27 protein-coding genes and 1 pseudogene are annotated in these 22,627 nt (G+C 69.5%); 13 read left to right on the top strand and 15 right to left on the bottom strand.

Going from position 1 to position 22,627, the window contains the following annotated elements; all coding sequences use genetic code 11:
• Positions 1 to 13 precede the first annotated feature (13 nt).
• Positions 14 to 721, top strand: a complete 708-nt coding sequence (locus H4W30_RS20410; RefSeq protein ID WP_192744335.1) for a GntR family transcriptional regulator — start codon at positions 14 to 16, stop codon at positions 719 to 721.
• 106 nt (positions 722 to 827) lie between these two features.
• On the opposite strand, the gene H4W30_RS20405 is transcribed toward H4W30_RS20410, so the two are convergent.
• Positions 828 to 1,913, bottom strand: a complete 1,086-nt coding sequence (locus tag H4W30_RS20405; protein WP_318780633.1) for an epoxide hydrolase family protein — start codon at positions 1,911 to 1,913, stop codon at positions 828 to 830.
• A 92-nt stretch (positions 1,914 to 2,005) separates the two neighbouring features.
• On the opposite strand from H4W30_RS20405, the gene H4W30_RS20400 reads away from it, so the two are divergent.
• Positions 2,006 to 2,470: a MarR family winged helix-turn-helix transcriptional regulator gene (locus H4W30_RS20400; protein WP_192744334.1), complete on the top strand. Its 465-nt coding sequence runs from the start codon at positions 2,006 to 2,008 to the stop codon at positions 2,468 to 2,470.
• Here the strand turns inward: H4W30_RS20400 and H4W30_RS20395 are convergent.
• Positions 2,467 to 3,342, bottom strand: coding sequence for a LysR family transcriptional regulator (locus H4W30_RS20395; protein ID WP_192744333.1), 876 nt, complete (start codon positions 3,340 to 3,342; stop codon positions 2,467 to 2,469). The genes H4W30_RS20400 and H4W30_RS20395 overlap by 4 nt on opposite strands.
• A 51-nt stretch (positions 3,343 to 3,393) precedes the next feature.
• A complete protein-coding gene (locus H4W30_RS20390; protein WP_192744332.1) occupies positions 3,394 to 4,149 on the bottom strand; it encodes an SDR family oxidoreductase in 756 nt (251 codons plus the stop codon).
• A 152-nt stretch (positions 4,150 to 4,301) separates the two neighbouring features.
• Between H4W30_RS20390 and H4W30_RS20385 the strand changes: the two genes are divergently transcribed.
• A complete protein-coding gene (locus tag H4W30_RS20385; RefSeq protein WP_318780632.1) occupies positions 4,302 to 5,522 on the top strand; it encodes a hypothetical protein in 1,221 nt (406 codons plus the stop codon).
• On the opposite strand, the gene H4W30_RS20380 is transcribed toward H4W30_RS20385, so the two are convergent.
• The 3 genes from H4W30_RS20380 to H4W30_RS20370 all read right to left on the bottom strand — a co-directional run bounded on the left by H4W30_RS20380 (position 5,519) and on the right by H4W30_RS20370 (position 7,821).
• Positions 5,519 to 6,370: a helix-turn-helix transcriptional regulator gene (locus tag H4W30_RS20380; protein ID WP_192744330.1), complete on the bottom strand. Its 852-nt coding sequence runs from the start codon at positions 6,368 to 6,370 to the stop codon at positions 5,519 to 5,521. The genes H4W30_RS20385 and H4W30_RS20380 overlap by 4 nt on opposite strands.
• A 21-nt stretch (positions 6,371 to 6,391) precedes the next feature.
• Positions 6,392 to 7,195, bottom strand: a complete 804-nt coding sequence (locus H4W30_RS20375) for an SDR family oxidoreductase (protein ID WP_192744329.1) — start codon at positions 7,193 to 7,195, stop codon at positions 6,392 to 6,394.
• Between the two features lie 113 nt (positions 7,196 to 7,308).
• Positions 7,309 to 7,821, bottom strand: a complete 513-nt coding sequence (locus tag H4W30_RS20370) for a CGNR zinc finger domain-containing protein (protein ID WP_192744328.1) — start codon at positions 7,819 to 7,821, stop codon at positions 7,309 to 7,311.
• Between the two features lie 25 nt (positions 7,822 to 7,846).
• On the opposite strand from H4W30_RS20370, the gene H4W30_RS20365 reads away from it, so the two are divergent.
• Positions 7,847 to 8,020: a hypothetical protein gene (locus tag H4W30_RS20365; protein WP_192744327.1), complete on the top strand. Its 174-nt coding sequence runs from the start codon at positions 7,847 to 7,849 to the stop codon at positions 8,018 to 8,020.
• Here H4W30_RS20365 and H4W30_RS20360 read toward each other — a convergent pair.
• The 3 genes from H4W30_RS20360 to H4W30_RS20350 form a co-directional block, all read right to left on the bottom strand.
• A complete protein-coding gene (locus H4W30_RS20360; RefSeq protein ID WP_192744326.1) occupies positions 8,011 to 9,135 on the bottom strand; it encodes a tyrosine-type recombinase/integrase in 1,125 nt (374 codons plus the stop codon). The genes H4W30_RS20365 and H4W30_RS20360 overlap by 10 nt on opposite strands.
• A gap of 349 nt (positions 9,136 to 9,484) precedes the next feature.
• On the bottom strand, positions 9,485 to 9,913 hold the full coding sequence (locus H4W30_RS20355) for a nucleoside deaminase (protein WP_126732953.1): 429 nt from the start codon (positions 9,911 to 9,913) through the stop codon (positions 9,485 to 9,487).
• Entirely contained in the window at positions 9,910 to 10,779 is an 870-nt protein-coding gene (locus H4W30_RS20350; protein WP_192744325.1) for an LLM class flavin-dependent oxidoreductase, read from the bottom strand. Before H4W30_RS20350 ends, H4W30_RS20355 begins: the two co-directional genes overlap by 4 nt.
• A 93-nt stretch (positions 10,780 to 10,872) precedes the next feature.
• Between H4W30_RS20350 and H4W30_RS20345 the strand changes: the two genes are divergently transcribed.
• A complete protein-coding gene (locus H4W30_RS20345; protein ID WP_192744324.1) occupies positions 10,873 to 11,319 on the top strand; it encodes an Lrp/AsnC family transcriptional regulator in 447 nt (148 codons plus the stop codon).
• A 241-nt stretch (positions 11,320 to 11,560) separates the two neighbouring features.
• Here the strand turns inward: H4W30_RS20345 and H4W30_RS44730 are convergent.
• A pseudogene (locus tag H4W30_RS44730) lies at positions 11,561 to 11,632 on the bottom strand (VOC family protein); the annotation flags it as partial.
• A 68-nt stretch (positions 11,633 to 11,700) separates the two neighbouring features.
• A complete protein-coding gene (rox, locus tag H4W30_RS20340; RefSeq protein ID WP_192744323.1) occupies positions 11,701 to 13,128 on the bottom strand; it encodes a rifampin monooxygenase in 1,428 nt (475 codons plus the stop codon).
• Positions 13,129 to 13,313: 185 nt separating this feature from the next.
• On the opposite strand from rox, the gene H4W30_RS20335 reads away from it, so the two are divergent.
• Positions 13,314 to 13,988, top strand: coding sequence for a TetR/AcrR family transcriptional regulator (locus tag H4W30_RS20335; protein WP_192744322.1), 675 nt, complete (start codon positions 13,314 to 13,316; stop codon positions 13,986 to 13,988).
• On the top strand, positions 13,985 to 15,118 hold the full coding sequence (locus H4W30_RS20330) for an FAD-dependent oxidoreductase (protein ID WP_192744321.1): 1,134 nt from the start codon (positions 13,985 to 13,987) through the stop codon (positions 15,116 to 15,118). The genes H4W30_RS20335 and H4W30_RS20330 overlap by 4 nt, the downstream gene beginning before the upstream one ends.
• On the opposite strand, the gene H4W30_RS20325 is transcribed toward H4W30_RS20330, so the two are convergent.
• Positions 15,109 to 15,699 carry a CGNR zinc finger domain-containing protein gene (locus tag H4W30_RS20325; RefSeq protein ID WP_192744320.1) on the bottom strand — a complete coding sequence of 197 codons (591 nt, stop codon included), beginning with the start codon at positions 15,697 to 15,699 and terminating at the stop codon, positions 15,109 to 15,111. The genes H4W30_RS20330 and H4W30_RS20325 overlap by 10 nt on opposite strands.
• A gap of 98 nt (positions 15,700 to 15,797) precedes the next feature.
• Here H4W30_RS20325 and H4W30_RS20320 point away from each other — a divergent pair, with 98 nt between their 5' ends.
• Genes H4W30_RS20320 through H4W30_RS20310 form a run of 3 tightly spaced genes read left to right on the top strand, consistent with a single transcriptional unit; the run spans position 15,798 to position 17,700 of the window.
• On the top strand, positions 15,798 to 16,565 hold the full coding sequence (locus H4W30_RS20320) for an MBL fold metallo-hydrolase (RefSeq protein ID WP_192744319.1): 768 nt from the start codon (positions 15,798 to 15,800) through the stop codon (positions 16,563 to 16,565).
• Between the two features lie 2 nt (positions 16,566 to 16,567).
• Positions 16,568 to 17,359 carry a dienelactone hydrolase family protein gene (locus tag H4W30_RS20315; RefSeq protein ID WP_225949790.1) on the top strand — a complete coding sequence of 264 codons (792 nt, stop codon included), beginning with the start codon at positions 16,568 to 16,570 and terminating at the stop codon, positions 17,357 to 17,359.
• A complete protein-coding gene (locus H4W30_RS20310; RefSeq protein WP_192744318.1) occupies positions 17,356 to 17,700 on the top strand; it encodes a hypothetical protein in 345 nt (114 codons plus the stop codon). The genes H4W30_RS20315 and H4W30_RS20310 overlap by 4 nt, the downstream gene beginning before the upstream one ends.
• Here H4W30_RS20310 and H4W30_RS20305 read toward each other — a convergent pair.
• A complete protein-coding gene (locus H4W30_RS20305; protein ID WP_192744317.1) occupies positions 17,648 to 18,793 on the bottom strand; it encodes an epoxide hydrolase family protein in 1,146 nt (381 codons plus the stop codon). The genes H4W30_RS20310 and H4W30_RS20305 overlap by 53 nt on opposite strands.
• 62 nt (positions 18,794 to 18,855) lie before the next feature.
• Between H4W30_RS20305 and H4W30_RS20300 the strand changes: the two genes are divergently transcribed.
• Both H4W30_RS20300 and H4W30_RS20295 read left to right on the top strand, forming a co-directional pair.
• The gene (locus H4W30_RS20300) at positions 18,856 to 19,422 is read left to right on the top strand and encodes a CGNR zinc finger domain-containing protein (RefSeq protein ID WP_192744316.1); all 567 of its coding nucleotides are present in this window, start codon (positions 18,856 to 18,858) and stop codon (positions 19,420 to 19,422) included.
• The gene (locus tag H4W30_RS20295; RefSeq protein WP_192744315.1) at positions 19,422 to 20,114 is read left to right on the top strand and encodes a class I SAM-dependent methyltransferase; all 693 of its coding nucleotides are present in this window, start codon (positions 19,422 to 19,424) and stop codon (positions 20,112 to 20,114) included. The genes H4W30_RS20300 and H4W30_RS20295 overlap by 1 nt, the downstream gene beginning before the upstream one ends.
• Here H4W30_RS20295 and H4W30_RS20290 read toward each other — a convergent pair.
• Positions 20,111 to 20,992, bottom strand: coding sequence for an SDR family oxidoreductase (locus tag H4W30_RS20290; RefSeq protein WP_192744314.1), 882 nt, complete (start codon positions 20,990 to 20,992; stop codon positions 20,111 to 20,113). The two genes, H4W30_RS20295 and H4W30_RS20290, sit on opposite strands and share 4 nt — an antisense overlap.
• An 83-nt stretch (positions 20,993 to 21,075) precedes the next feature.
• Here H4W30_RS20290 and H4W30_RS20285 point away from each other — a divergent pair, with 83 nt between their 5' ends.
• The gene (locus tag H4W30_RS20285; protein ID WP_192744313.1) at positions 21,076 to 21,654 is read left to right on the top strand and encodes a TetR/AcrR family transcriptional regulator; all 579 of its coding nucleotides are present in this window, start codon (positions 21,076 to 21,078) and stop codon (positions 21,652 to 21,654) included.
• Here H4W30_RS20285 and H4W30_RS20280 read toward each other — a convergent pair.
• Positions 21,608 to 22,567, bottom strand: coding sequence for an AraC family transcriptional regulator (locus H4W30_RS20280; protein WP_192744312.1), 960 nt, complete (start codon positions 22,565 to 22,567; stop codon positions 21,608 to 21,610). The two genes, H4W30_RS20285 and H4W30_RS20280, sit on opposite strands and share 47 nt — an antisense overlap.
• Between the last annotated feature and the right edge of the window lie 60 nt (positions 22,568 to 22,627).

Raw genomic sequence — 22,627 nt, 5'->3', positions numbered from 1 at the left:
GAAGGAGGGACACATGACTTCCCCGCGGAAGTCCGGACGGCAGCCGCTCGCCGACCGGATGTACGAGGTGCTGCTTGGCCAGTTCACCGACGGCCGATGGACCGCGGGTGAACCGGTCAACATCGGTGCGCTGTCACGGGAACTCGACGTCAGCCAGACGCCGCTCCGAGAGGCGCTGGCGCGGTTGGAACACACCGGACTCGTCCGCCGCGAGGCACTCAAGGGCTACCGGGTGGCCCCGCTGCTCACCGAGTTCGAACTGGTCAAGCTGATGGACGCCCGCCTGGTCCTCGAACCCGCGCTCGCCTTCGAAGCCGCCCGGCGGACGACCCCCGAGTTCCTCGATGAGGTCTTGAAAAGTGTCGACGACCTCGCGCGGGCGGCCACATCGCCCGATACGGCGGCCTTCAGCGCGTACTGGACGATCGACGAGCGGTTCCACCTGCTCATCGCCGCGCAAGCGGACAATCCGTTCCTGGAGAAGGCCTACCGGTCACTCGGTGGCCAGGTGCAGAGATTCCGGTTCTTCGCCAAGCTCGGCTCCGCCGGGGGAGCGCCCGGGTTGGCGGCGGAGGAGCACCGCGTCGTCTACGACGCCTTGGTGGCGGGGGAGGCCGACCAAGCGGCCACGGCGATGCGCAGGCATATCGAGAACGCGAAGCAGCGCGTCCTGGAAGACCGGAGGACGGTCGAGGCGGCCGACGTCCCGGCGCATCGCTGATCATTCAAGATGTATAACGACCTATACATCTGGGCGAAGCTAAAAATTCTTTGCTCAACTAAGAAAAGAAAGCCCCGAGTCGAGCAGACTCGGGGCCGTTCTGTCGTCACTTGGCAAGGCCGAGGAAGAACTCGCGGATGTCCGCGGCGAGCAGATCCGGAACCTCCATCGCGGCGAAGTGGCCACCACGTTCGAACTCCGACCAGTGCCTGATGTCGTACAGCCGCTCGGCCAATGGCCGCACCGACTGCGTGATGTCACACGGGAGCACCGCGACGCCGAGCGGTACCCGGCAAGGAGTGTTCCCTCTTCCGGCGTCGTGGTGAAGTCGCGCGGACGAACCCGCGGTCGCGGTCAGCCAGTACAGCGAGATGTCCGTGAGCATCCGGTCGTCGCTGACCGGCGTACGTGGGTCCGTCCACTGTGCGAAGCGCTCGGCGATCCAGGCGAGCTGGCCGACGGGCGAGTCGGTCAACGCGTAGCCGATGGTCTGCGGGGTCGCCGCCTGTAGCGCCTGATACGGCGGACGATTCGCCATGAGCCGCTTCACCTTCTCCAGGCGGGCTTCGTCCTGTTCGGGCAGTTCGATACCCGCGTCCGGATCCGGCCGGGTCGGCAGGTAGTTCACGTGCACCCCGATGACGTGCTCCGGTGCCACCGCGCCGAGTGCCGTCGAAATCCCGGAGCCGAAGTCGCCGCCTTGGGCGCCGTAGCGTTCGTACCCGAGGCGGCGCATCAGTTCCGCCCACGCACGGGCGATCCGGTCGGCGCTCCAGCCGCGGTCGTGGGTCGGGCCGGAGAAGCCGTAGCCCGGGATTGAAGGGATCACCAGGTGGAAGTCGCGCGAGAGCGGCTCGATCAGGTCGAGGAACTCCAGGAACGAACCGGGCCAGCCATGGGTGAGGACCAGCGCGAGCGCGTCCGGGTTCTCCGAGCGGACGTGGACGAAGTGGATGTTCTGGTCATCGATCTCGGTGGTGAAGTGCGGAAGCTCGTTGAGTTCGGCCTCGTGGGCGCGCCAGTCGTACCCGGTTCGCCAGTATTCGGCGAGTTCCTGGAGGCGGGCGAGCGGGAATCCATAGTCGAGGCCCGCGTCGGCGACCTCGTTGGGCCAGCGGGTGCGGGCCAGCCGGTCGGCGAGGTCGTCGAGGTCGGCCTGGGGGATGTCAATGTGGAAGGGCTGGATCGTCACGTCTGCTCCTCAATTCGTTGGGTCACTAAACGTTTGGCGACCCAACGATACCGAAATCGTTCGGGCACCCAACGATTCGTTAGACTCGTCACATGGAGAACCTCTCGGAGGAGCCGCCCGGCGGCTGGCGGAAGCTGCCCAGCTGGTTGCTCACGCAGACCGCGAACCACGCGCATCGGCTGGTGACCGACGGGTTCTCCGCCGTCGACGCCCGCGGCTACCACTACCGCGTGCTGGCGACGCTGGACGAGTTCGGGCCGGCCAGCCAGGCGATGCTGGGCCGTCGGAGCGGTATCCACGTGAGCGAGATGGTCGCGACGATCAACGAGCTCGCCGAGCGTGAACTGGTCGAGCGTGCCCCGGATCCGGCCGATCGGCGGCGTAACGTCATCTCGCTGACCACCGCGGGGAGGCGGCAGTTACGGCGGCTGGAGAAACAGCTGGCCGGACGGCAGGACGAACTGCTGGCTCCGCTATCGGCCGACGAGCGGAAGCGGTTGACCGCGCTGCTGTCGAAGCTGCTGGAGCATCACGACCGGCGAAGTGGCGAAGCCTAGAACCCCTGTGCGGAAGCCAGGAACGCTTGGCGTGCGTCGGAAGTGCTGTGCTGCGGCCAGAGGGCTTGCAGGGGGACGTGCACGGCGGGCCGGAGTTCCCGGACGTGGACGGCGCCGCCCGCCGCCGGTCCTGGTGGCGCGGTCACGAACGCGACGCCTTCGGTGTCGAGGACGGCGGTGACCGGTGGCGTCCCCTGGATCGGGTTGCGGCGGACACGGGGTTCGAATCCCGCGTCGCGGCAGAGGTTGACGAGCAGGTCGGTGTATCCGGAGCGGCCGGGGTGTCCCCAGACGGTGATCTCCTCGCCGTCGAGGTCGGTCAACGCGAGGTATTCGCGGTCGGCGAGCCGGTGCCCGGTGGCGACCGCGACGTTGAGCCGCCGCCGGATCAGGGTGGTCCCGGCCAGGCCGTGCGCGAGGGTCAGCGCGCGGCCGAGGCCGAGGTCCAGTTGTCCGCCGAGCAGCTGTGCGACGAGTTCGTCGGGGTAGCGCTGGTTGACGTCGATGATCAGGTCGGGGTCGGTCTGGTGTTTGCGCAGGAGGGCGGTGACCTCGTCGCCGGTGACGGCGGGGGTGTGGCCGACGCGGAGTCGTTCCGGTTCGCTGCGGCCGATGCGCCTGGCGCGCCGGACGGCGGAGTCGGCGATGCCGTGCAGGAGGTGGGCGTCGGCGATCAGTGCCTGTCCGGCGGGGAGCACGGTGACGCCGGTGGCGCTCCGCTCGAGCAGGGGGACGCCGACTTCCCGCTCGAGCGTGCGCACCGAGGTCGACAGCGCCTGCTGGCTCAGGTGCAGCCGGGTCGCCGCGCGGGTGAAGCTGCCTTCTTCGGCGACGGCGATGAGGTGGTTCAGCTTGTACAGGTCCAGGCCCACCCAGGGGTTCCCCTTCGTGTCCGGTCTACGGCGTCGTGGCCAGGGTAAGGGTCAGCGGGTGGTGTAGCCGCCGTTGGGGAACATCGTCTGGCCGGTGAACCAGGCGCCGTCGGTGGCCAGGAACCGGATGATCGGCACGATGTCCTCGATCTTCGTGAGTCGTCCGCCCATGGCCTGGGATTTGTGGAACTCGACCCGTTCGGGGGTTTCCTGCGGGTAGAAGAACGGGGTGTCCATGGGGCCGGGTGCGACGACGTTGACCGAGATGCCGCGGTCGGCGAACTCCTTGGCGGCGGCCCTGGTGAAGTGTTCGAGCGGGGCTTTGCCGCCGGCGTAGGTGGAGTAGCCGTCGGTGAAGGCGGCCAGCAGGGATGTGCCGAGGCTGATGATCTTGCCGTTGTCGGAGAGGCGTCGTCCGGCTTCCTGGATGAAGAAGTAGGCGGCTTTGGCGTTGACCGCGAACATGCGGTCGTAGTCCTCTTCGGTGGTTTCGACGATCGGTTTGCGCAGGACCATGCCGGTGGTGTTGATCGCGATGTCGGCGTGGCCGAAGGTGTCGACGGCGGTGTCGAAGAGGCGGCGGACGTCGGCGACCTGGGTGAGGTCGCCTTGGACGGCGGTGGCTTCGGAGCCGGCGCCGCGGATGGCTTCGACGGTCTTGTCGGCGTCGGCCGCGGAGGTGTCGCCGTGGTAGTGGACGACGATTTTGGCGCCTGCTTCGCCGAGGGTGGTGGAGAGGAGCCCGCCGAGGTTCTTCGCTCCGCCGGCGATGATCGCGACGGTGTCCTTGAGGTTCTGTTCGCTCATGACTTCGAACGTAGGAGCCGGGGGCGGTGGCTGGGAAACACAAGATCGAGGTGGGGTCACGAGCCTGGGTTGTGGGCTTCCCCACCTGCGCGGGGCCGGGGAATCTCCGGGACCGAACGGCGAGCTGACCCGGCATTGTGGACACTCTGAGCGTGCTCCGAGAAGTCGACGACCTTGATCAGCCCGCCGCTCCCGGGAAGGGACCCCGGCAGGGGCGTCCGGCGCGTGTGTTCGAGGGGCTCCTCGACAGACTCGCCACGTCGCCCTATCCGCGGGCGATCCTGCTGTATCTGGTGATCCGGACGGCGAGTGTCCAGCTGCTCGATCTGCTGGCCGCCCGGCGGGGTGCCACGCTGACCGATCGGCTGACGGCGTGGGACGGGCAGTGGTATCTGCGGCTGGCGGTGCACGGGTATGCGGATCTGCCGGGGACGCTGGACGCGGCGCGGCAGCCGTATTCGGACGCGCCGATGGCGTTCTTCCCGTTGTATCCGAAGCTCGTCGGTGCGGTGATGTGGTTCGGGCCGGATGTGGTGACGGCGGCGTTGACGGTGTCGGTGCTGGGCGGTCTGGTGCTGGCGTGCGGGTTGATCCGGATCGGGCGGGCGGTTTCGCCGGAGCGGGGTGACCGGACGGGGTTGCTGCTGGTGGCGTTGTGGGCCGGGGCGCCGATGGCGATCGTGTTCTCGATGGCCTACACGGAAGCGGTGTTCTGCGCGTTCGCGGTGTGGTCGCTGGTGGGGGTGCTGGAGCGGCGCTGGATGCTGGCGGGTCTGTGCGCTTTCGCGGCGGGCTTGTCGAGGTCGACGGCGGTGGTGCTGGTCGCGGTGGTCGTGGTGGCGGCGTTGATTGCGGTCTTCCGGCGGAGCGAGGAGCGCTGGTGGGCGTTGGCGGGTGCGGTGGTGGCTCCGTTGGGGGTCGCCGGGTATCTGGGGTTCGTCGCGTACCGGACGGGCAGCTGGACCGGCTGGCAGGACATCGAGTTGCGGGGCTGGAACACCGAGTTCGACTTCGGTGCGGAGACCGTGGATTCGGTGGTGGCGCGGTTGACCGGGGACGAGTCGGTGTTCAGCACGCTGACGGTGTTGTTGCTGCTGGGTGCGGTGGCGTTGGCGGTGGTGGCGGCGTTGATCCGGGTGCCGTGGCCGTTGACGCTGTACGGGGCCGGGGTGCTGTTGCTGGCGATCGGCACGCGGGGGCTGCCGGACGCGAAGATCCGGTTCATCCTGCCCGCCTTCCCCGTGCTGGTGCCGATCGCGATCGGGTTGTCGAAGCGGCGGACGGTGACGGCGGTGGCGGCCGCGGTGGCGTGGGTGGTGCTGGGCGCGTGGTTCTCGGCGCACGCGTTGACGGCGTGGCGGTACGCGATCTAGTGGTTCGATGCCGCCCACGACGCCAGGAGCGCCAGGTTGTCGGCGGTCGGTGTGCCCGCGGGTGCGGTGTAGACGTTCAGGTGCAGGCTGGGTTCGGCGGCGAGTTCCAAGGGTTCGACGTCCAAGTCGAGCCGGCCCACGATCGGGTGGTTCACGCGCTTGCGGCCGGAGCGGTGCAGTCGCACGTCTTGAGATGCCCAGCGACGCCGGAACGGCTCGCTGCGCGTCGACAGTTCGCCGACCAGGGAGATGAGTTCCTCATCGTGGGGATTGCGGCCGGCTTCCATGCGTAGCTTGGTGGCGACGGCGTCGGCGACGTGGTCGTAGTCGATGAAGAATTCTCGGGCCGCGTCGGGGTCGAGGTAGACGAATCGCGCCGTGTTCGCGGGCTGTCGCGGATCGGCCAGTACCGGTGAATACAGCGCGCGAGCGAGTTGATTCGTGGCGAGCACGTCGTAACGGCCGTTTCCGATCCAGGCGGGGGCGTCGGAGATGGCGTCGAGCACCTGCTGCAGCGTGGAGCGCACCGTCGCGGTGGTCCTACGCCGGCGTGGGGTGCCGGATCGGCGCGCGAGGTGGAACAGATGCCGGCGTTCCGCCTCGTCGAGTTGCAAGGCGGAGGCCAGCGCCTCGAGCACGCCGTCGGAAGCGCCGGCGAGGCCGCCGCGCTCCAGGCGCACGTAGTAGTCGACCGAGACCCCGGCCAGTAGTGCTACTTCTTCGCGGCGAAGTCCTTTGACCCGCCGGTTGCCGCCATACGCGGTCAGGCCTGCCTGCGCGGGTGTGATGCGGGCGCGCCGGGAGCTGAGAAACTCGCGGATGTCGGCGCGTGGATCCATCGTGGCCATCCTCCCACCGTAGGCGGACGCTCAGGTCCCCGATGCGGTCGTCGCGATGCCGCCGTCCACCGGGATGACGGTGCCCGTGAGGTAGGACCCCGCCCGGCTGGCGAGGAAGACGGCGACACCGGCCATGTCGTCGTCGCGGCCGAGCCGGCGCAGAGGGGCCTTCGCCGCGATCGTGTCGCCGAGGGCATCGAGCGTGGCCGCCATCATCTGTGAGGGGAACGGCCCTGGGGCCACCGCGTTCACCGTGACGTGGTGTGGGCCCAGTTCCCGGGCGAGCACCCTGGTGAGTTGATGGAGTGCGGCCTTGCTGCCGGCGTAGGAGTAGTTGGGCGATTCGGCGACGTGGATGGCGGCGATACTGCCGATGTTGATGACCCGGGCGGGATCGTCGGCGGTGCCCGCCCTGCGCAGTGCGGGTAGCAGCGCCTGCACCAGCCAGAACGGCGCTTTGAGGTTGAGGTCGAGCACCGAGTCCCATGCCTCGTCCGGGAACGTCTCCAGCGGCTCTCGCCACATCGCTCCCGCGTTGTTGACCAGGATGTCCAGGTGATCCGAGTCGGCAGTGACCAGATCGGCGAGGCGGCGGCACTCGTCGTGCCTGGACAGGTCGGCGGGGATCGCTCGGACGTCGCCGAATTCGGACAACAGACGTTGCGCCTCCGCGCAGGCGTCCGCCTTTCGTGAGCTGATGACGACGCGGGCGCCCGCCTGGAGGAGGCCGCGCGCGATCATCGTCCCGATGCCCTGGGTGCCGCCGGTGACGAGGGCGAGCTTCCCGCTCAGATCGAACAGTTCCGGGTGAGGGGTGAATCGGTTGTCCGCCATGGGTCTCCTGTCATCGGCAAGGGCGATTCGACGAGGTTGACAGGCGTTTCGGGCGGCTGGGAGACCCTGGTGATCCAGGTACTGCGAGGGCTCCTTTGTCTGGTGCGCCGGACCTAGCTCGCTTGCCGGTTCCGGTGGTCGGCGACGTGGACCCGGGTGGCGCAGCGGGTGGAGCAGAAACGGCGGCGGCCGTTGCGGGAGACGTCGACGTAGACCGTCTCGCAGCCTTCGCGTGAGCAGACGCCGAAGCGGTCCGGGGCGTCGCAGACGAGATGCGCGAGTCCGCCCGCGGTGTAGGCCCGGACGCGGGATGCGGTGCCGGCGTGTGCGTCGACGTAGTGCAGGTGGGGTGCCTTGCCGTCGTGGGTGGAGATGTAGGGCTTCGACGCGGAGTCGTGGAGCAGCGCGTTGACCAGGTCGACGCGGGTGGCCGGGCCGGCTTCGAAGACGTCCCGGAGTCGCTTGGTCCAGGCGATGATCTCGGCCGATTCGTGGTCCTTCACGGCGGCGACGGTCATGCGGTCGCGGAAGATCGCGGTCAGCGTGGCCGGGTCGGCGGCGTCGCCGAGGTTGACCAGGTCGGCGGCGATCTGCGCCGCCGCTCCGCCGTAAGGGTTGAAGTGCATTGACTCATTACAGCACGATCGGGGCATGGAAGCGAACAAGTGCCCGCGGTGCGGATGGCCGCTGGCCGAACTGCCTGGAAGCGCGACGACGTCCCAGCGGGTCTCCCAGGGGAGGCTGGAGTACGTCCGGTGCCTGTGCGGGAGCTGGCTCGCGCGCGTCGACGGTGTGGTGATCGGGGCGACGAAGTCTCAGCTCTGACGGTGGCGCGCGTCGGCGAGCAGTTGCGCGAGCGCGTGCACGGGAGAGGTCTCCAGCTTGTGGCGATGCGCGTCGTAGCGGTCGCGGGTGGTGCGGATGTCGGCGTGCCCCAACAGGTCCTGGACCTTCTGCACCGGGACGTCGTTGGCCAGCAGCAGGGTTCCGGTGGTGCGCCGCGCGGTGTGCGGGGAGATGGTGTTCGCTTCGGCGAGCCCGGCGGCGCGGGCCTGTGCCCGCAGGAGGAACCAGACATCCCGCTGTGCCAGGGGTTTTCCGCCGGTTTTGGTGCTGTCATAGCGGTGGGGCATGGTCGCCAGCAACGGGCCGGTCAGTTCGTCGGGGCGGACGCCGGTGCGTGCCGCGCGCAGTTCGAGGTAGCGGCGCAGCGGGTGCTGGGCGGCGGGGACGAGCGGGACGAAGTCGCGGTGGCCGCCTTTGGCCGTGTAGCGCAGGATCGTGTGCCCGGAGTCGGTGTCGAGGTCCTGCACGGTGGCGGTGGTGAGACCGGAGACGCGCAGGCCGGTGTAGAACAGGATCGCGACGACGGCGGCGTCGCGCCAGGACGGTTCGGTGTCGTTCGCGCGGGCTCGCTTCTCCATGTGGTTCAACAGTTTCGCCGTCGACTCGCCGCCGAGCGCGGGCAGCGGCGGGGTCTTGCCGGTCTTGGGCCGGTTGACCGCGGACACCGGGTTGCGGTCGGCGATGTCGTTGGACTGCAGGTACCGGTACCAGCTGGAGATGCCGGCGAGGGTGCGCGCGACGGTGGAGTCGGCGGCGGGCCGGGGAAGGCCGTCCTTCCCGGTGACGGTGAGGGTGTTCTTCCAGGCGTCGACGTCGGCACGGCGCGCCATGAGCGGGTCGAGCCCGGTGCGGGCACACCAGCCGAGCCAGGCCGACAGGTCGGCGTAGTAGGCGCGGCGGGTGTGGTCGGTCTTGTCGGTCTCGAGCCAGAGCGTGGTGATGTGGCGGATCGCGTACCGGTCGAGCGGGTCGGCCGGGGGGAGCGCGGGCAGCAGCGCGACGGCTTCGGCGAGGATCTGCCGCCGGTTCTCGGGCCTGGTCTCCGGAAGCCGGGACGGTGGTTCCGGCGCGGTGGGCACGAGTTCGGCGGACATCGTGATCATCCTAGAGGCCTTCACGGACTGGGAACGCAGGAGCGCGGCGTGTGCAAAGGCGTAACTCGCGTGATCGGGCGCGTAACTCGCGTGTCTGGAAGCGACACTCGCGAGTTACGCCGCTGATCACGCGAGTTACGCCTTCAAGCACCCGAGGCGCTCGGTACCGCCGGGTGCTGGGCTTGGCCGGGGTTGCGAAAGCCACTTTCGCAACGTTGAAGGTTGCGAAAGTGGCTTTCGCGACACCGGCTCCAGCCCCCCAGGCCCTCACCGACCGGGCCCGGAAGTCAACGACGGCCGGAAGCCAGTAGGTACCTAAGACACCCTCGGCTAGAACCCGAACCGCCACTCACGAGGTGTAGTAGCCCTCCACCGGGACCCGGGCCTCGTCGTACAGCGCCGGTCCCTCCAGCCGGACGGGCGGTGCGGCGGCGGGCGGCTTCAGGGCGGTGACCTGTTCGCCGGAGAGGGCGAACACGACCCGGCCGAGGCCGGAGCGTTCGATGGCGCCCTGGCACATCCCGCACGGCTGGCAGCTGGTGTACATGGTGGTCGCCGCGGCGACGGCGGGTTCGAGTTCGCGGGCGGCCCACACGGCGAGTTTCAGCTCCGGATGCAGGCTGATGTCCGATTGCGACACCGTGGTGTTGTGGTCTTCGGCCAGCACCGTGCCGTCGGAGCCGACGAGCAGCGAGCCGAAGGGCGGGTCTCCGTCCTTACGGGACTTCGCGGCCAGTTCGATGGCGCGGCGGAGGAACTTCTCGTCTTCTTCGGTCATCGTCGGTCCTGTTCGGTTCGGTAGCGGCCAAGTTCCCAGTGTGCGGCCACGGTCGCCAATGCCTGCCAGGCGGCTTCCGGGCGGAGGGTCTCGTCGGGGTCGCCGGAGAACGGGTCGAGCACGACCGTCTCGGCGCCGAGGTGCCGAAGGCGCTCCAGGTCCTCGATGATCTGCTCGATCGTGCCTTCCCCAGCCGCGCGATCGGGCCCGGTGACCGGGCGTTCGGTGAGGTTGAGCAGGATCCGCGGCGCGAATGCGGGGACCGGCCGGTCATGGGCGTCGGCGAAGGTCTTGACCCTGGTGAGCGCTTCGGTGAGCCAGGGGAGGGTGGCCCGCAGCGGATGCCAGGCGTCCCCGAGCCGGACGGCGCGGCGGATCCCGGCATCGCTGTTGCCGCCGACCCAGATCGGGATGTCACCGGCGCGGTAGTCGGCGTCGTCGGCCCACGCCTTCCGGACGGAGTCGAGGTGGCCGTCGGTCAGCCGTCCCCGCTGCTCGAACGGGACATCGAGCGCTTCGAACTCTTGCCGGGCCCACCCGGACGCGACACCGAGCACGAGCCGTCCACCGCTGAGCTGGTTCAGGTTCGCGGCCATGCGGGCGATGAGCAGGGGATGCCGGTACGGGACGATGAGCACGGTGGTGCCCAGCCGGATCCGGTCGGTCACGCCGGCGAGCCACGACAGCGTCGTGAACGGTTCGTAGAACGGGGCCGGGTACTGCTCGGCGACGTCGGGGGTGACGACGACGTGGTCGGACACCATGAGCAGGTCGTAGCCGAGGCCTTCGACCGTGGTGGCCCAGCCGCGGAGGATCCCGGGGTCGGTCCCCGGTCCGAAATTCGGGACGTTGACACCTATTCGCACAGGTCAAGGCTATCGGCGGGGCCCGAATGCCGGGAAGGGATCTTTCCCGGCGTATGGCCGTTTCCGCCGTGGATCTGCCGGTATTCTCGCCGGATGGCCGAGACTCTCGACGCGACGGACTGGGCGATCCTGGTCGAGCTCCAGAAGGACGGGCGCCTGCCGCTCACCGAGCTGGGGAAGCGGGTCAGCTTGAGCGCGTCGGCGACCACGGAACGGGTCAAGCGGCTGGAGTCGGCCGGGGTGATCACCGGGTATCGCGCGGACGTCGATCTGGAAAAGGCCGGGTACGTGGTGCTGGCGGTGGTGCGGCTGAAGTACCCGGGCAGCAAACACGCGCCGTTGCACAAGCTCCTGGCCGAGCGCACCGAGATCCTCGAATGCCTTCGCACGACCGGTGACGACTGCTACTCGCTGAAGATCGCGGCCCCGTCGATGGGACGGCTGGAGGAGATCGTCAACGAGCTCGCGCTCTTCGGGAGCACGAACACCAACATCGTCTACAACCAGACGCTGCCGTACCGGGGTCCGCAGGGCCCGTGACCACACCGGCCACGGGCCCTGCGGGATCACGCGGTCTCCCAGAGCCCCATGACGTTGCCTTCGGGTCCTTGAAGTACGCGGCGAATCCCATGTCGCCGACCGCGGTCCGGCCGACGCGGGTCGCGCCGCCCTGCTTCTCGATGAAGCCCGGCCCGGCGGGCATGCCGGTCTCGGTGGTCGGCCCCGAAGCGACCATCGTGTAGTCCAACTCCGGCATCGTGTCGGCCTTCCAGCCGAAGACCTCCCGGTAGAAGCCGCGTGCGCGGTCGCCGTCCTCGAGCGGAATCTCGAAGTGCACCACCCGTCCGGCCATGGTCCTCAACTCCTGTCGTGGCAGCGGATCCGGAACGCCCTCAGCCAAGAACCGCGGCCCACGGCGCGCTAAAGGACTTCGCCCTCTCCGAACCACCGGCGCACGGCACCGACGAGCTCTTGCTGGTCTTCGCCCACCCACGCCACGTGACCGTCCGGCCGCAGCAGCACGGCCGGCACGTCCAGTGCTTCGCTCGCGTCGACGACGTGGTCGACCCGGTCCGACCAGCCCCGGACCGACAACGCGCCGGTCCGGTCGAGCAGCAGACCCCGGCCGCCGCGGGTCAGCCCGTAGAGATGTCCCTGCCCGAGTTCCAGATCCGGCATCCGGCGGCCGAGGAGCTCGTGTCCTTCGCCGAAGTCGTAGCGGATCGCGGTCGCGGTGATCTTCTCGGTCAGGAACCGGCTCACGTTCTCGAACTCCATCAGTTCCGCCAGCAGCCGACGGACCGCCTGCGAGCCCGGATCGAGCGACATCAGCTGCATCTGCGCGCGGGTGTTGTCCAGCACCGCGGCGGCCACCGGATGCCGTTCGGTGTGGTAGGTGTCCAGCAGGTCCTCCGGCGCCCAGCCGTTGACCGCGGCCGCCAGTTTCCAGCCGAGGTTGAAGGCGTCCTGGACGCCGAGGTTGAGCCCCTGCCCGCCGACCGGTGGATGGATGTGCGCCGCGTCGCCCGCCAGGAACGCGCGTCCGGCCCGGTAGTGCTCGGCCAGGCGGGTGGCGTCGCCGAAGCGGGAGAGCCAGCGCGGTGAGTGCACGCCGAAATCACTGCCCGCGACGGCTTTGAGCTGGCGTTTGATCTCGTCGAAGGTCGGCGGGATTCGCGGGTCCTCGGCCAGGCCCTCGGCGGGAACGCCGACCCGGTACACGCCGTCGCCGATGGGGGAGAGACCGAACCGCAGCTGGGTCTTGCGGACCTCGGTCATCACCGCGAGCACCGTTTCCCAGTCCTCGGTCACCTCCATTTCGCCCAGCAGGGTCTCGGCGGTGGCGGGCTCTCCGGGAAAGCCGATCCCGAGGAGCTTGCGCACCGTGCTGCGGCCGCCGTCGCAGCCGACGAGATACCGCGAGCGCAACCTCGTGCCGTCGGCCAGTTCGACGTCCACGCCGTCGTCGTCCTGGCTCAGGCCGACCAGTTCGTGGCCACGCCGGATCTCGACGCCCACCTCGGCGGCGTGGTCGGCCAGCAGACGGTCGGTGACGGTCTGCGGGATGCCGAGGATGTAGGCGTGCGCGCCGTCCAGCGACGGCGGTGACTTGACGATGCCCGCGAACGAGCCGCCGAGCGGGTACTTCGTCCCGTTCTCGAGAAACCGCTCCAGCAGGCCACGCTGGTCCATCACCTCGATGCTGCGTGCGTGCAGGCCCATGGAGCGGACGACCTTGGTCGGCTCCGGATCCTTCTCCAGGACGACCACACGGACCCCGTGCAGCCTCAGTTCGGCGCCGAGCATCATGCCGGTCGGCCCGCCGCCGGCGATGATCACGTCGATCAAGAGTCCCCCTGTTTGTCGAGCTAGAGCCGGTACGGCGGAGGATTCTGCGGCACCACCGGGGTCTTGCCGCAAGCCCCCTGGTGCGTTATACGTTGGAAGTGGCAGGGAGAGTCGATCTCCCTGCCATTGTCGTTTCGAGACCTGCCGAACATGTTCGTAACGAACATGTTCGGTACCATGGTCGTATGGCACCCGAGAAGAGCCGCCGGGAACGACCGGCCAAACCCGCGTTGACCCGCGACGGCATCGTCGCCACCGCGGTCGCGATCCTGCGCGAGGAAGGCCTCCGGAAGGTCACGATGCGCCGTCTCGCGCAGGAACTCGACACCGGCGCGGCCTCGCTCTACGTCTACGTCCGCAACACCGCCGAGCTGCACGCGGCGATCCTGGACGAACTCCTCGGCACGATCGCCCCGCCGCCGTCCGACGGCGACTGGCGTGACCGGCTCGAACGGCTGCTCACGGCCTACACCGCGACGTTGCTCGAGTACCCCGGACTGGCCCTGTCCGCGCTGGTGGCCCGCCCGAGCGGCGAGAACTACCTCGCGCTGTGCGAAAGCCTGCTCGCTCTCCTCGCCGAGGGTGACGTGGCGCCCGAACGGCGCGCATGGGGGATCGACATCCTCCTGCAGCACGCGACGGCGACCGCGGCCGAACACGCCGACGAGGAGTCACCGGAGGAATGGGACGCGCTGGCCCGCGCCGTGCGGGACGCGGACGACACGACCCACCCCCAGATCGCCGCCCACGCGGACGACCTGCTCACCGGAACGCCCGAACAACGGATGGCGTGGGGACTGCGGGTGCTGATCACCGGAATCACCCACACCGGCCTCCCCGCCGAAAGGAACCAGGCATGACCACACACCACCCCATCGCGATCATCGGTGCCGGACTCGGCGGACTCACTTCGGCCAGGGTCCTGCACGTGAACGGCGTCGAGGCCGCGGTCTTCGACCTGGACGCCTCGCCGTCCGCGCGCACGCAGGGCGGAATGCTCGACATCCACGTCGACTCCGGGCAGGCGGCGTTGCGGGCCGCCGGTCTGCACGACCAATTCCGGGAGATCGTGCATCCCGGCGGCGAGGCCGTGCGCATCCTCGACCGGCACGCGGTGGTGCATCACGAGGAGTCCGACGAAGGTGAGGGCGGACGACCGGAAGTGGCCCGAGGCGATCTGCGTGACCTGCTGCTCGGCTCCCTGCCCGAAGGCACCGTGCGCTGGGGCGCGAAGGTCGCCGGCGCCCACCCGCTCGGCGGCGGCAGGCACGAAGTCGCCCTGGCCGACGGCACGAAGTTCACCACGGACCTGCTGATCGGTGCCGACGGCGCGTGGTCCAAGGTCCGGCCACTGGTGTCCGCCGCCGAACCGGCCTATGAGGGCGTCTCCTTCGTCGAGGTGCATCTGAACGACGCCGAGCGCCGCCATCCGGCGAGCGCGGCACTCGTCGGTGGCGGCATGTTCTTCGCACTCGGTGCGGGCAAAGGGTTCCTGGCGCATCACGACACCACCGGCAGCCTCCACGTCTACGTCGCGCTGAAGACCGCCGAAAATTGGATCTCCACCCTCGACTTCACCGACACCGCCGTCGCCAAAACGGCCATCCTGGACCACTTCGACGGCTGGGACGCGGGACTACGGGCGCTGGTCACCGACGCCGACGGCGAGCTGACCCCGCGGCCGATCCACGCGCTGCCGATCGGTCACCGCTGGGATCGGGTCCCCGGCGTCACCCTGCTCGGGGACGCCGCCCACCTGATGTCACCGTTCGCCGGAGAGGGCGCCAACCTCGCGATGCTCGACGGCGCCGAACTCGGCCTGGCGCTCGCCGCGCATCCCGGTGACGTCGAAGCCGCCCTCGGTGCGTACGAGGCGGCCCTGTTCCCGCGTAGTGCGGCTTCGGCCGCCGAATCCGCCGAAAGCCTCGCCCTGTGTTTCGCCGAAGACTCGCCGAAGCCCTTGCTGGACCAGTTCGCGTCCTATCGCTGACCCGCCGGCTGCGAGCGCCTGGCATAGGCACGGGCGGCGCGAGCGCGGTCGCCGCAACGCACCGAACACCACTGGCGCCGGCCGTTGCGCAGGAAGAACCGCGTGCACGGCGGCGACCCACAGGCGGCGATCCGCTCCGCGTCCGGCCCGGTCAGCAGATCCGCGGCGTTGGCGGCGAGAGTCGCCAACGCGTGCTCGACGATCTGGGTGATCGGATGCGACGCGGTGCGGTACAGCCCGCGGGCCGGGTCCCAGCGCAGGAGTTCCGCGGTGGGCGCCTTGCTCAGCGCTTCGTTGACGGCGTTGAGGGCGCTTTGCGGAGCCGGATCCGAGCACGACCTCGACGCGAGCAGCACCCGCACCTGCTCACGCAACGACCGGACCAGGCCCGCGCACATCTCCTGCAGACCGGCATCCACCGGGGCGAGCCCCTGCTCGGCGAGCCACTCCGTCGCGGCGGCCGGCGTGCCGAGAAGGTCGACGTACTGGCCGCCCGGCAACGCGATCGTCGTGTTGGCCAGCGCCAGCGCGACGTACTGCTCGGCACCCGGAGCAGGGGGAAGGGCAGCGGTGTCGTCCACGTACCCATGGTAGATCCTCACGGAAATGGTTGCACTCTTCCGTGAGAACTGGCTAGTGTTCTCACGGAAGACGAAATCATTATCCGTGAGGAGAATCGATGCATCAGCTCGGCGAACAGCTCTCGATCCAGGTCTCCGGCGGCCCGACCGCGGTGATCGACTACGGCGGCCTGCGGTTCCTGACCGACCCGACCTTCGACGAGCCCGGCTACTACGGGCGGCCCGACGGGAGACCCGGCCTCACCAAGACCGCGCCGGCCTCGGTGGACCCCGCGGACCTCGGCCGCATCGACGCCGTCCTGCTCTCTCACGACGAGCACCCCGACAACCTCGACCACACCGGCCGGAAGCTGCTGGCGGACGTGCCCCTGACACTCACCACGCCCAGTGGCGCGGGCAGGCTCGGCGGCACCGCGAAAGGGCTGGGGACCTGGGAAACGGTCGAGCTCGACCGGCCCGGCGGAGGTGTCGTGACCGTGACCGGCGCGCCCGCGCTCCATGGTCCGGAAGGCTCGGAGAAGATCACCGGCGACGTCGTCGGCTTCGTCCTCACCGGCCAGGGCCTGCCGACGGTCTACGTCAGCGGCGACAACGCCTCGCTCGACGCCGTCCGGCAGGTCGCCGACCGATTCGGCCCGGTCGACACCGCCGTGCTCTTCGCCGGGGCTCCGCGGCTGAAGCCGCTCTTCGACGGCGCCCTGCTCGTCCTCGACAGCGCGCTGGCCGCGGCAGCGACGCGGATCCTCGGCGCCCGCACGGTCGTCCCCGTGCACATCGACAGCTGGGACCACTTCACCGAAGGCCGCGAAGACCTCGTCGCCGCGTTCACCGCGGCCGGACTGGCCGATCGGCTGCGGCTGAGCTGAGCTTGATCGTCTACGTTCGGAATCACACCGACGAGACGAGGAGCACCGCCATTCCCGCCACCACGCTGAGCATTCCCACCCCGGACGGCGCGTCCGACGCCTTCGCCGCCTTCCCCGACGGCGGCGGAACGCGTCCGGGTGTCCTCATGTACCCGGACGCGTTCGGGCCACGCCCCGCCCTGTGGGACATGGCCCGCGAACTGGCCGGACACGGCTACTGCGTACTCGTCCCGAACGTCTTCCACCGCTACCGCCCGGCACCCGTGTTCGATCTGCCCGAGCACATCACCACCGAAAACCGGCCTGCGCTCTTCGAACAGATCATGCCGCTCATCGAAGAGCACACCACCGAACGCGCCCTGAGCGACGCCGCCGCGTACCTCGACTTCCTCACCTCCCGCCCCGAGGTCAGCGGCGGTCCGGTCGCCACGATCGGCTACTGCCTGGGCGCCGTCCTCGCGATGCGCACCGCGACCGCCCACCCCGATCGCGTCGCCGCCGTCGCCGGTTTCCACCCCGGGGCCCTGGTCACCGGCGAACCCGACAGCCCGCACCGGCAGATCCCCGGCCTCACCGCGAAAGTCCACCTCGGACTGGCCGAGAACGACATGACACCCGAGGCGATCACCGAGATCAGCCAGGCGTTCGACGCGGCGGGCGTCGGCTATAGCTGCGAGGTCTACCCCGGCACCGTCCACGGCTTCACCATGTCCGACACCGATGCCTTCGACGAAGCCGGATCTCGGTGCCACTGGGAACGACTGCTCGCCCTTCTCGGCAGCACACTGGGATGACCTGGCCCGAGAAGGACACCCGTCGAGTCTCGCTGCGGAACGGCCAATCGTTCCTCTGGCACCTCGACGCCGACTGGGAAACGACGACGCGCGCGATCCGCGTCAAGGAAGACGGGACCGACGGGCAGATACTCGTTCTCGACCCGTACCACCACGATTTCCTGCCGACGCGGACGCAGGTCCGCCGCGCCATTCGCGACGCCTTTCGCGCCGGCTGGCAGCCGGCCACGCGACGTCCGCCGCTCGAGATGGTCTTCGACGGCGAGCGCTTCGTCCCCCTGAGCCCCCTCAATGACGGTCTGCGGCCAGTACCGCCGCGAGGCCTTCCCGCAGGTCGTTGACGAAATATCCGGGAACCTCCAGCGACGGGAAATGGCCGCCTGATTCGGGGGAGTTCCACCGGACGATCCGCCGGTACCGCTCCTGCGCCAAGGGGCGCGGGCATTTCTCGATGTCGCGGGGATACATGGTGATCGCCGACGGGACGTCGACCCGGAGCCCGGGATCCAGCGAATCGTGGCTTTCGTAGTAGATGCGGGCCGCCGACGCGCCGGTCCGCGTCAGCCAGTACAGGGTCACGTCGTCGAGGACGCGGTCCCGGGAGATCGTCTCGAACGGGCTGTCCTCGGTGTCCGACCACTCGGCGAACTTGTCGAGGATCCAGGCGAGCAACCCGACCGGCGAATCGACGAGTGAGTAGCCGATGGTCTGTGGCCGCGTCGCCTGCTGTTTCGCATAAGCCGCGCGACGGCCCCAGAAATCACGGGTCTGCTCGGCCCACTCGCGCTCGACCGCGGTCAGCCCGTCCAGGGACGACCCCGGCAGGCCCTGTGCGAACGTCGTGTGGATGCCGAGTACGTGCGACGGGAACCTGCCGCCGAGAACCGTGGTGACATTGCCTCCCCAGTCGCCGCCGTGGGCCAGGAACCTTTCGTAGCCCAGCCTTCCCATCAGCTCCACCCACGCGGCCGCGGTCTTCTCGGTGCCCCACCCTGTGGTGGCGGGCCGGTCGCTGTACCCGAATCCCGGCAACGACGGGGCCACGACGTGGAACGCCGGAGCGTCCGCGTCCTCCGGATCCGCGAGCTCTTCGATCACGTCGACGAACTCGGCGACACTGCCCGGCCAGCCGTGCGTCACGATCAGGGGAGTGGCGTCCGCGCGCGCGGACCGGCGGTGCAGGAAGTGGATCCCCAGACCGTCGATGATGGTGCGGAACTGGCCGATCCGGTCGAGGCGCTCTTCGAACGACCGCCAGTCGTACCCCGTGCGCCAGTAGTCCACGACGTCGACGAGGTCGGCGAGCGGAACGCCCTGTCCCCAGCGAGGGACCGTCTCGGCTTCCGGTAGCCGCGCCGCGGCCAATCGCGCACGCAACTCCTCGAGTTCGGCCTCCGTCGCCCGGGTTTCGAATGCTCGCACCTCGTTGGTCATGAGACCTCCTGCCATCGTGGAACCGGCTAAGACGGTTCCACGGTACCGGCTAAGGTGGTTCCATGCCTGCTGGCTTTCCCGACTTCCGCCTAGGTAGCGTGCTGGCGACCAGCTTCACGGCGACGCTGACGGAGCGTCATGGCGACGCCGTGGAGCGCATCCCCACGCCGCAACGGCTCGTCGACTGGCTGGCCGTGAGCGGCCTCGCCGTGGAGTCCTGCACCACCGCCGAACTGGACCTCACCCGGGAACTGAGAGAAGCGATCCACGCCGCCGCGACAGCGACCGCGCTCCAGGAAGCCCTCCCGGCGCCCGCCGTCCGGGTCATCAACGAGCACAGCGCCCGGGGACGACCGGTGGCCGTCCTGACGCCCACGGGGGAGCGGCGATGGCGGGTTTCCCGCGTGGAAGACGCTCTCAGCGTGATCGCCGCCGACGCGATCAGCCTCATCGCGGGCGAACGTGATGGACGATTCGCCTTGTGCGCGTCGCCGACCTGCCGGGCCGCCTTCTTCGACGCCAGCCAAAGCCGCACCCGCCGATGGTGCGACATGAACACGTGCGGAAACCGCCAGAAGAAGGCGCGATTCAACGCCAGTCACCGCAAGAATTCCGGATCGGATCCCTGATGGAAAACGATTACGACGCGTTCGCCGAGGCCTACGCGGCCGAGACCGAGAACAGCCTGCTCAACGCCTACTACACGCGACCCGCGATCCTGGACCTCGCGGGAGACGTGGCCGGCAGGCGGATCCTCGACGCCGGCTGCGGCGCCGGCCCCCTGTTCGAGGCACTGCGCGAGCGAGGCGCGATCATGACCGGCTTCGACTCCAGCGCCAAGATGCTGGAGCTGGCCCGACGGCGGCTCGGGGACGACGCGGCCCTCCAGGTCGCCGACATCGGCGCCCCGCTGCCCTTTCCCGACGGCGCCTTCGACGACGTCATCGCGTCTCTCGTCCTGCACTACCTCGAAGACTGGGCCGCGCCGCTGGCCGAGATCCGGCGCGTCCTGAAACCCGGCGGCAGGCTGATCATGGCGGTCAACCACCCGCTCATCTTCAAACTGGTCCATCCCGGCGCCGACTACTTCCAGACCGCCAAATGGTCCGACGAGTACACCTTCGACGGCCGGAAAGCCGTGCTGACCTACTGGCATCGGCCGCTGCACGCGATGACCGACGCGTTCACCGCGGCGGGCTTCCGGACCGCGGTGGTCAGCGAGCCCCCTCCGGCGCCGGGCGCGCACGAGCGCTTCGCCGACGAGCTCGCGGGCAAGACCGCCTTTCTGAGCTTCCTGTTCTTCGTCCTAGAGGCCGTCTAGGGCTGGATGTTCTCCAGATCCTTCAGCAGGCCCAGATGCCGGGGACTCCAGCCCAGCACTCGGCGGGTGTGGGCGCTGGACGACGGCTGATCGGCCGCGAAGATGACGCCGAGGGGGCCGTAGGTCTCCACCGGAACCGACTCGACGGGCAGCCCCAGACGCCCGCCGATGACCGCGGCGATGTCACGCACCTGGTCGCCCTCGTCGGCCACGGCGTGCCAGGCGGTGCCGGCTTCGGCCTTCTCCAGCGCGAGCCTGAACAGGACCGCGGCGTCGAGGGCGTGCACGGCAGGCCAGCGCTGGGTGCCATCGCCGGGGTAACCGGACACCCCGCTCTGCCGCGCGATCCCGGTCAGTACACCGGCGAACCCGCCCATGCCGTCATGGTGGACGGTCCGCGGCAGGCGGACGGCCGAGCTCCGCACTCCGCGTGAAGCCAGCTCCAGGACACCGGTGACCGCGCGGCCGCGGCCGCCCACCGGGCCGTCGGCCGGAATCGGGTCGCTCTCGGTGGAGGCGCGGCCAGTCGTGGCGGGCGTGCCCGAACACGTCACGAAGGGTCGGCCGGTGCCGACGAGCGCCTCACCGACGGCGGCCAGGGCCGCACTTTCCTCGGCGACGGCGTTCGCGAGGGCTTCGGGGCTGCTGAAGTCGTTGGCGAAGGCCAGGTGGATCACTCCATCGGCCTGGGCAGAGGCGGCTCGTAGGACGTCCAGATCGGCCAGGCCGCCCCGGATCGGCTCGGCGCCGGCTGCCGAAGCGGCCTGAGCCGAGGCCTCGGAACGGGCGAGGGCGAGGACGGTGTGGCCGTTGCCGAGAAGCTCGGTGACCACGGCGGACCCGATCAGGCCGGTGCCGCCGGTGACGAAGACGTGCATGATTCTCCCGCAAGTGATGGGACTCTTGTCCCGTCACCGTACCAGAGTGACGGGACAAGAGTCCCATCACTTAGGATGGCCTCATGGGTCGCTGGGAGCCGGACGCGCGTGAACGCCTCGTCGTGGCCGCCGTCGACCTGTTCACCGAGCAGGGTTACGACGCCACGACGGTCGTGCAGATCGCCGAGCGGGCCGGGGTCACGAAGAGCACCTTCTTCCGGCACTTCCCCGACAAACGCGAACTGCTGGTCGCCGGACAGGAAACGCTGAGCCGGCTCCTGACCGAAGGAATCGCCGAGGCGCCCGCCGAGGCTAGCCCGCTCGAAGCGGTCGCCGCCGGTCTCGTACGCGCGTCTACCGCGATGGGCCCGATGAGCCGCGAGATCGCCCCGCGATTGAAGGCCGCCGTCGCCGCGAGCGCCGAACTCCAGGAACGGGACGCCCTCAAGAGCGTCAGCCTCGCAGCGGCCATGACCGACGCCCTGGTCGCCCGCGGCGTACCCGATCCCACCGCCGCCCTCGCCAGCGAGCTCGGCGTTCTCGCCTTCAAACGGGGATACGCCGAATGGTCCGAAGGCGACCGCGCTCCCGAGGACGACTTCGCCGCCTATCTGCTCAAGGCCCTCGACGAACTGCGCGCCGCGAGCGCGTCTCTGGGCTGAGAGCAAACGACCGCCGGTACCTGCCGGGCGGCGTCTCGTACTGGCGTTTGAACGCCACGGCGAGCGCGAATTCCGACTGATAGCCGACGGCATCCGCGATGGAACCGAGCGGCGCGTCGGACTCGCGCAGCAGCCGGGCCGCCGTTGTCATCCGCCACCAGGTCAGGTAGCGCATCGGTGGCCGCCCGACCAGTTCGGTGAACCTTCTGGCGAACGGGGCCCGGGACAGCCCCGCGAGCGCGGCGAGCGACGCGACCGTCCAGGGATGCGCCGGTTTCCGGTGGATGGCGTGCAGCGCGGCCGCGACGGCCGGATCCCGCAACGCCGTCGCCCAACCGGTGCCGGAGCCGGTCCGGGCGTCGTCGAACCAGGCCCGCAGGGCATAGAGCAACAGCATGTCCAGAAGTGCGGGAATGGCGGCGTCCGTGCCGAGCCGCGGTCGCGCCGCTTCGGCGCCGAGCATGTCCACGACGGTCCTGAGCTCGGAGAGGCCGCCGGCGCGGGTGTCGAGGTGGATCACCTCGGGCAGGTCCTGCAGCAACGGGTGCCCGCCCTCGGGGGCGAGTTCGTACGCGCCGCACAGGGTGACGGTCGCGGCTTCCGGCATGTCAGCGAGCGCGAGCGGGCGGTCCTCGGTGGGCGGATCGCAGGCCCGCGCGGCCGGCGGTGTAGCCGGGCTGTCGGCCAGCACGTGCCCTCGTCCGTGCGGCAGGAGCACGACGTCACCCGCGACGAGCCGCACCGGCTCGGCACCGGCCGGGACGAGGACGCAACCGCCCCGCACCACCACACGAAAGCCGACGGCGCCGGGCACCGGTGAGAACTCCTGCGCCCAGGAACCTTGCCACGACACGAGAGCCGACCTCGGACGGCCGGCGCGCACCACCGACAGCACGTCGCTCAACACGTCCACGGCGGCGACCCTACGCGTCCGAAGACGATCGCGAAGGAAATAGGCGGGTTTCGCACATGG

The sequence above is a fragment of the Amycolatopsis roodepoortensis genome (assembly GCF_014873915.1).
In the GTDB taxonomy this organism is placed as follows: domain Bacteria; phylum Actinomycetota; class Actinomycetes; order Mycobacteriales; family Pseudonocardiaceae; genus Amycolatopsis; species Amycolatopsis roodepoortensis.
Note: the sequence above shows the minus strand (reverse complement) of the source record. Positions and strands in the feature narration are given on the sequence as shown.

Excerpts from the sequence above, each read along its gene's own strand:
- H4W30_RS20320 (WP_192744319.1), top strand. The coding sequence starts at position 15,798 with ATGCATCAGCTCGGCGAACAGCTCTCGATCCAGGTCTCCGGCGGCCCG.
- H4W30_RS20330 (WP_192744321.1), top strand. The coding sequence starts at position 13,985 with ATGACCACACACCACCCCATCGCGATCATCGGTGCCGGACTCGGCGGA.
- H4W30_RS20380 (WP_192744330.1), bottom strand. The coding sequence starts at position 6,370 with ATGGCCACGATGGATCCACGCGCCGACATCCGCGAGTTTCTCAGCTCC.
- H4W30_RS20400 (WP_192744334.1), top strand. The coding sequence starts at position 2,006 with ATGGAGAACCTCTCGGAGGAGCCGCCCGGCGGCTGGCGGAAGCTGCCC.
- H4W30_RS20370 (WP_192744328.1), bottom strand. The coding sequence starts at position 7,821 with ATGCACTTCAACCCTTACGGCGGAGCGGCGGCGCAGATCGCCGCCGAC.
- H4W30_RS20390 (WP_192744332.1), bottom strand. The coding sequence starts at position 4,149 with ATGAGCGAACAGAACCTCAAGGACACCGTCGCGATCATCGCCGGCGGA.
- H4W30_RS20300 (WP_192744316.1), top strand. The coding sequence starts at position 18,856 with ATGCCTGCTGGCTTTCCCGACTTCCGCCTAGGTAGCGTGCTGGCGACC.
- H4W30_RS20345 (WP_192744324.1), top strand. The coding sequence starts at position 10,873 with ATGGCCGAGACTCTCGACGCGACGGACTGGGCGATCCTGGTCGAGCTC.
- H4W30_RS20355 (WP_126732953.1), bottom strand. The coding sequence starts at position 9,913 with ATGACCGAAGAAGACGAGAAGTTCCTCCGCCGCGCCATCGAACTGGCC.
- H4W30_RS20290 (WP_192744314.1), bottom strand. The coding sequence starts at position 20,992 with ATGCACGTCTTCGTCACCGGCGGCACCGGCCTGATCGGGTCCGCCGTG.
- H4W30_RS20410 (WP_192744335.1), top strand. The coding sequence starts at position 14 with ATGACTTCCCCGCGGAAGTCCGGACGGCAGCCGCTCGCCGACCGGATG.
- H4W30_RS20305 (WP_192744317.1), bottom strand. The coding sequence starts at position 18,793 with ATGACCAACGAGGTGCGAGCATTCGAAACCCGGGCGACGGAGGCCGAA.
- H4W30_RS20310 (WP_192744318.1), top strand. The coding sequence starts at position 17,356 with ATGACCTGGCCCGAGAAGGACACCCGTCGAGTCTCGCTGCGGAACGGC.
- H4W30_RS20360 (WP_192744326.1), bottom strand. The coding sequence starts at position 9,135 with ATGTCCGCCGAACTCGTGCCCACCGCGCCGGAACCACCGTCCCGGCTT.
- H4W30_RS20285 (WP_192744313.1), top strand. The coding sequence starts at position 21,076 with ATGGGTCGCTGGGAGCCGGACGCGCGTGAACGCCTCGTCGTGGCCGCC.
- H4W30_RS20375 (WP_192744329.1), bottom strand. The coding sequence starts at position 7,195 with ATGGCGGACAACCGATTCACCCCTCACCCGGAACTGTTCGATCTGAGC.
- H4W30_RS20295 (WP_192744315.1), top strand. The coding sequence starts at position 19,422 with ATGGAAAACGATTACGACGCGTTCGCCGAGGCCTACGCGGCCGAGACC.
- H4W30_RS20335 (WP_192744322.1), top strand. The coding sequence starts at position 13,314 with ATGGCACCCGAGAAGAGCCGCCGGGAACGACCGGCCAAACCCGCGTTG.
- H4W30_RS20365 (WP_192744327.1), top strand. The coding sequence starts at position 7,847 with ATGGAAGCGAACAAGTGCCCGCGGTGCGGATGGCCGCTGGCCGAACTG.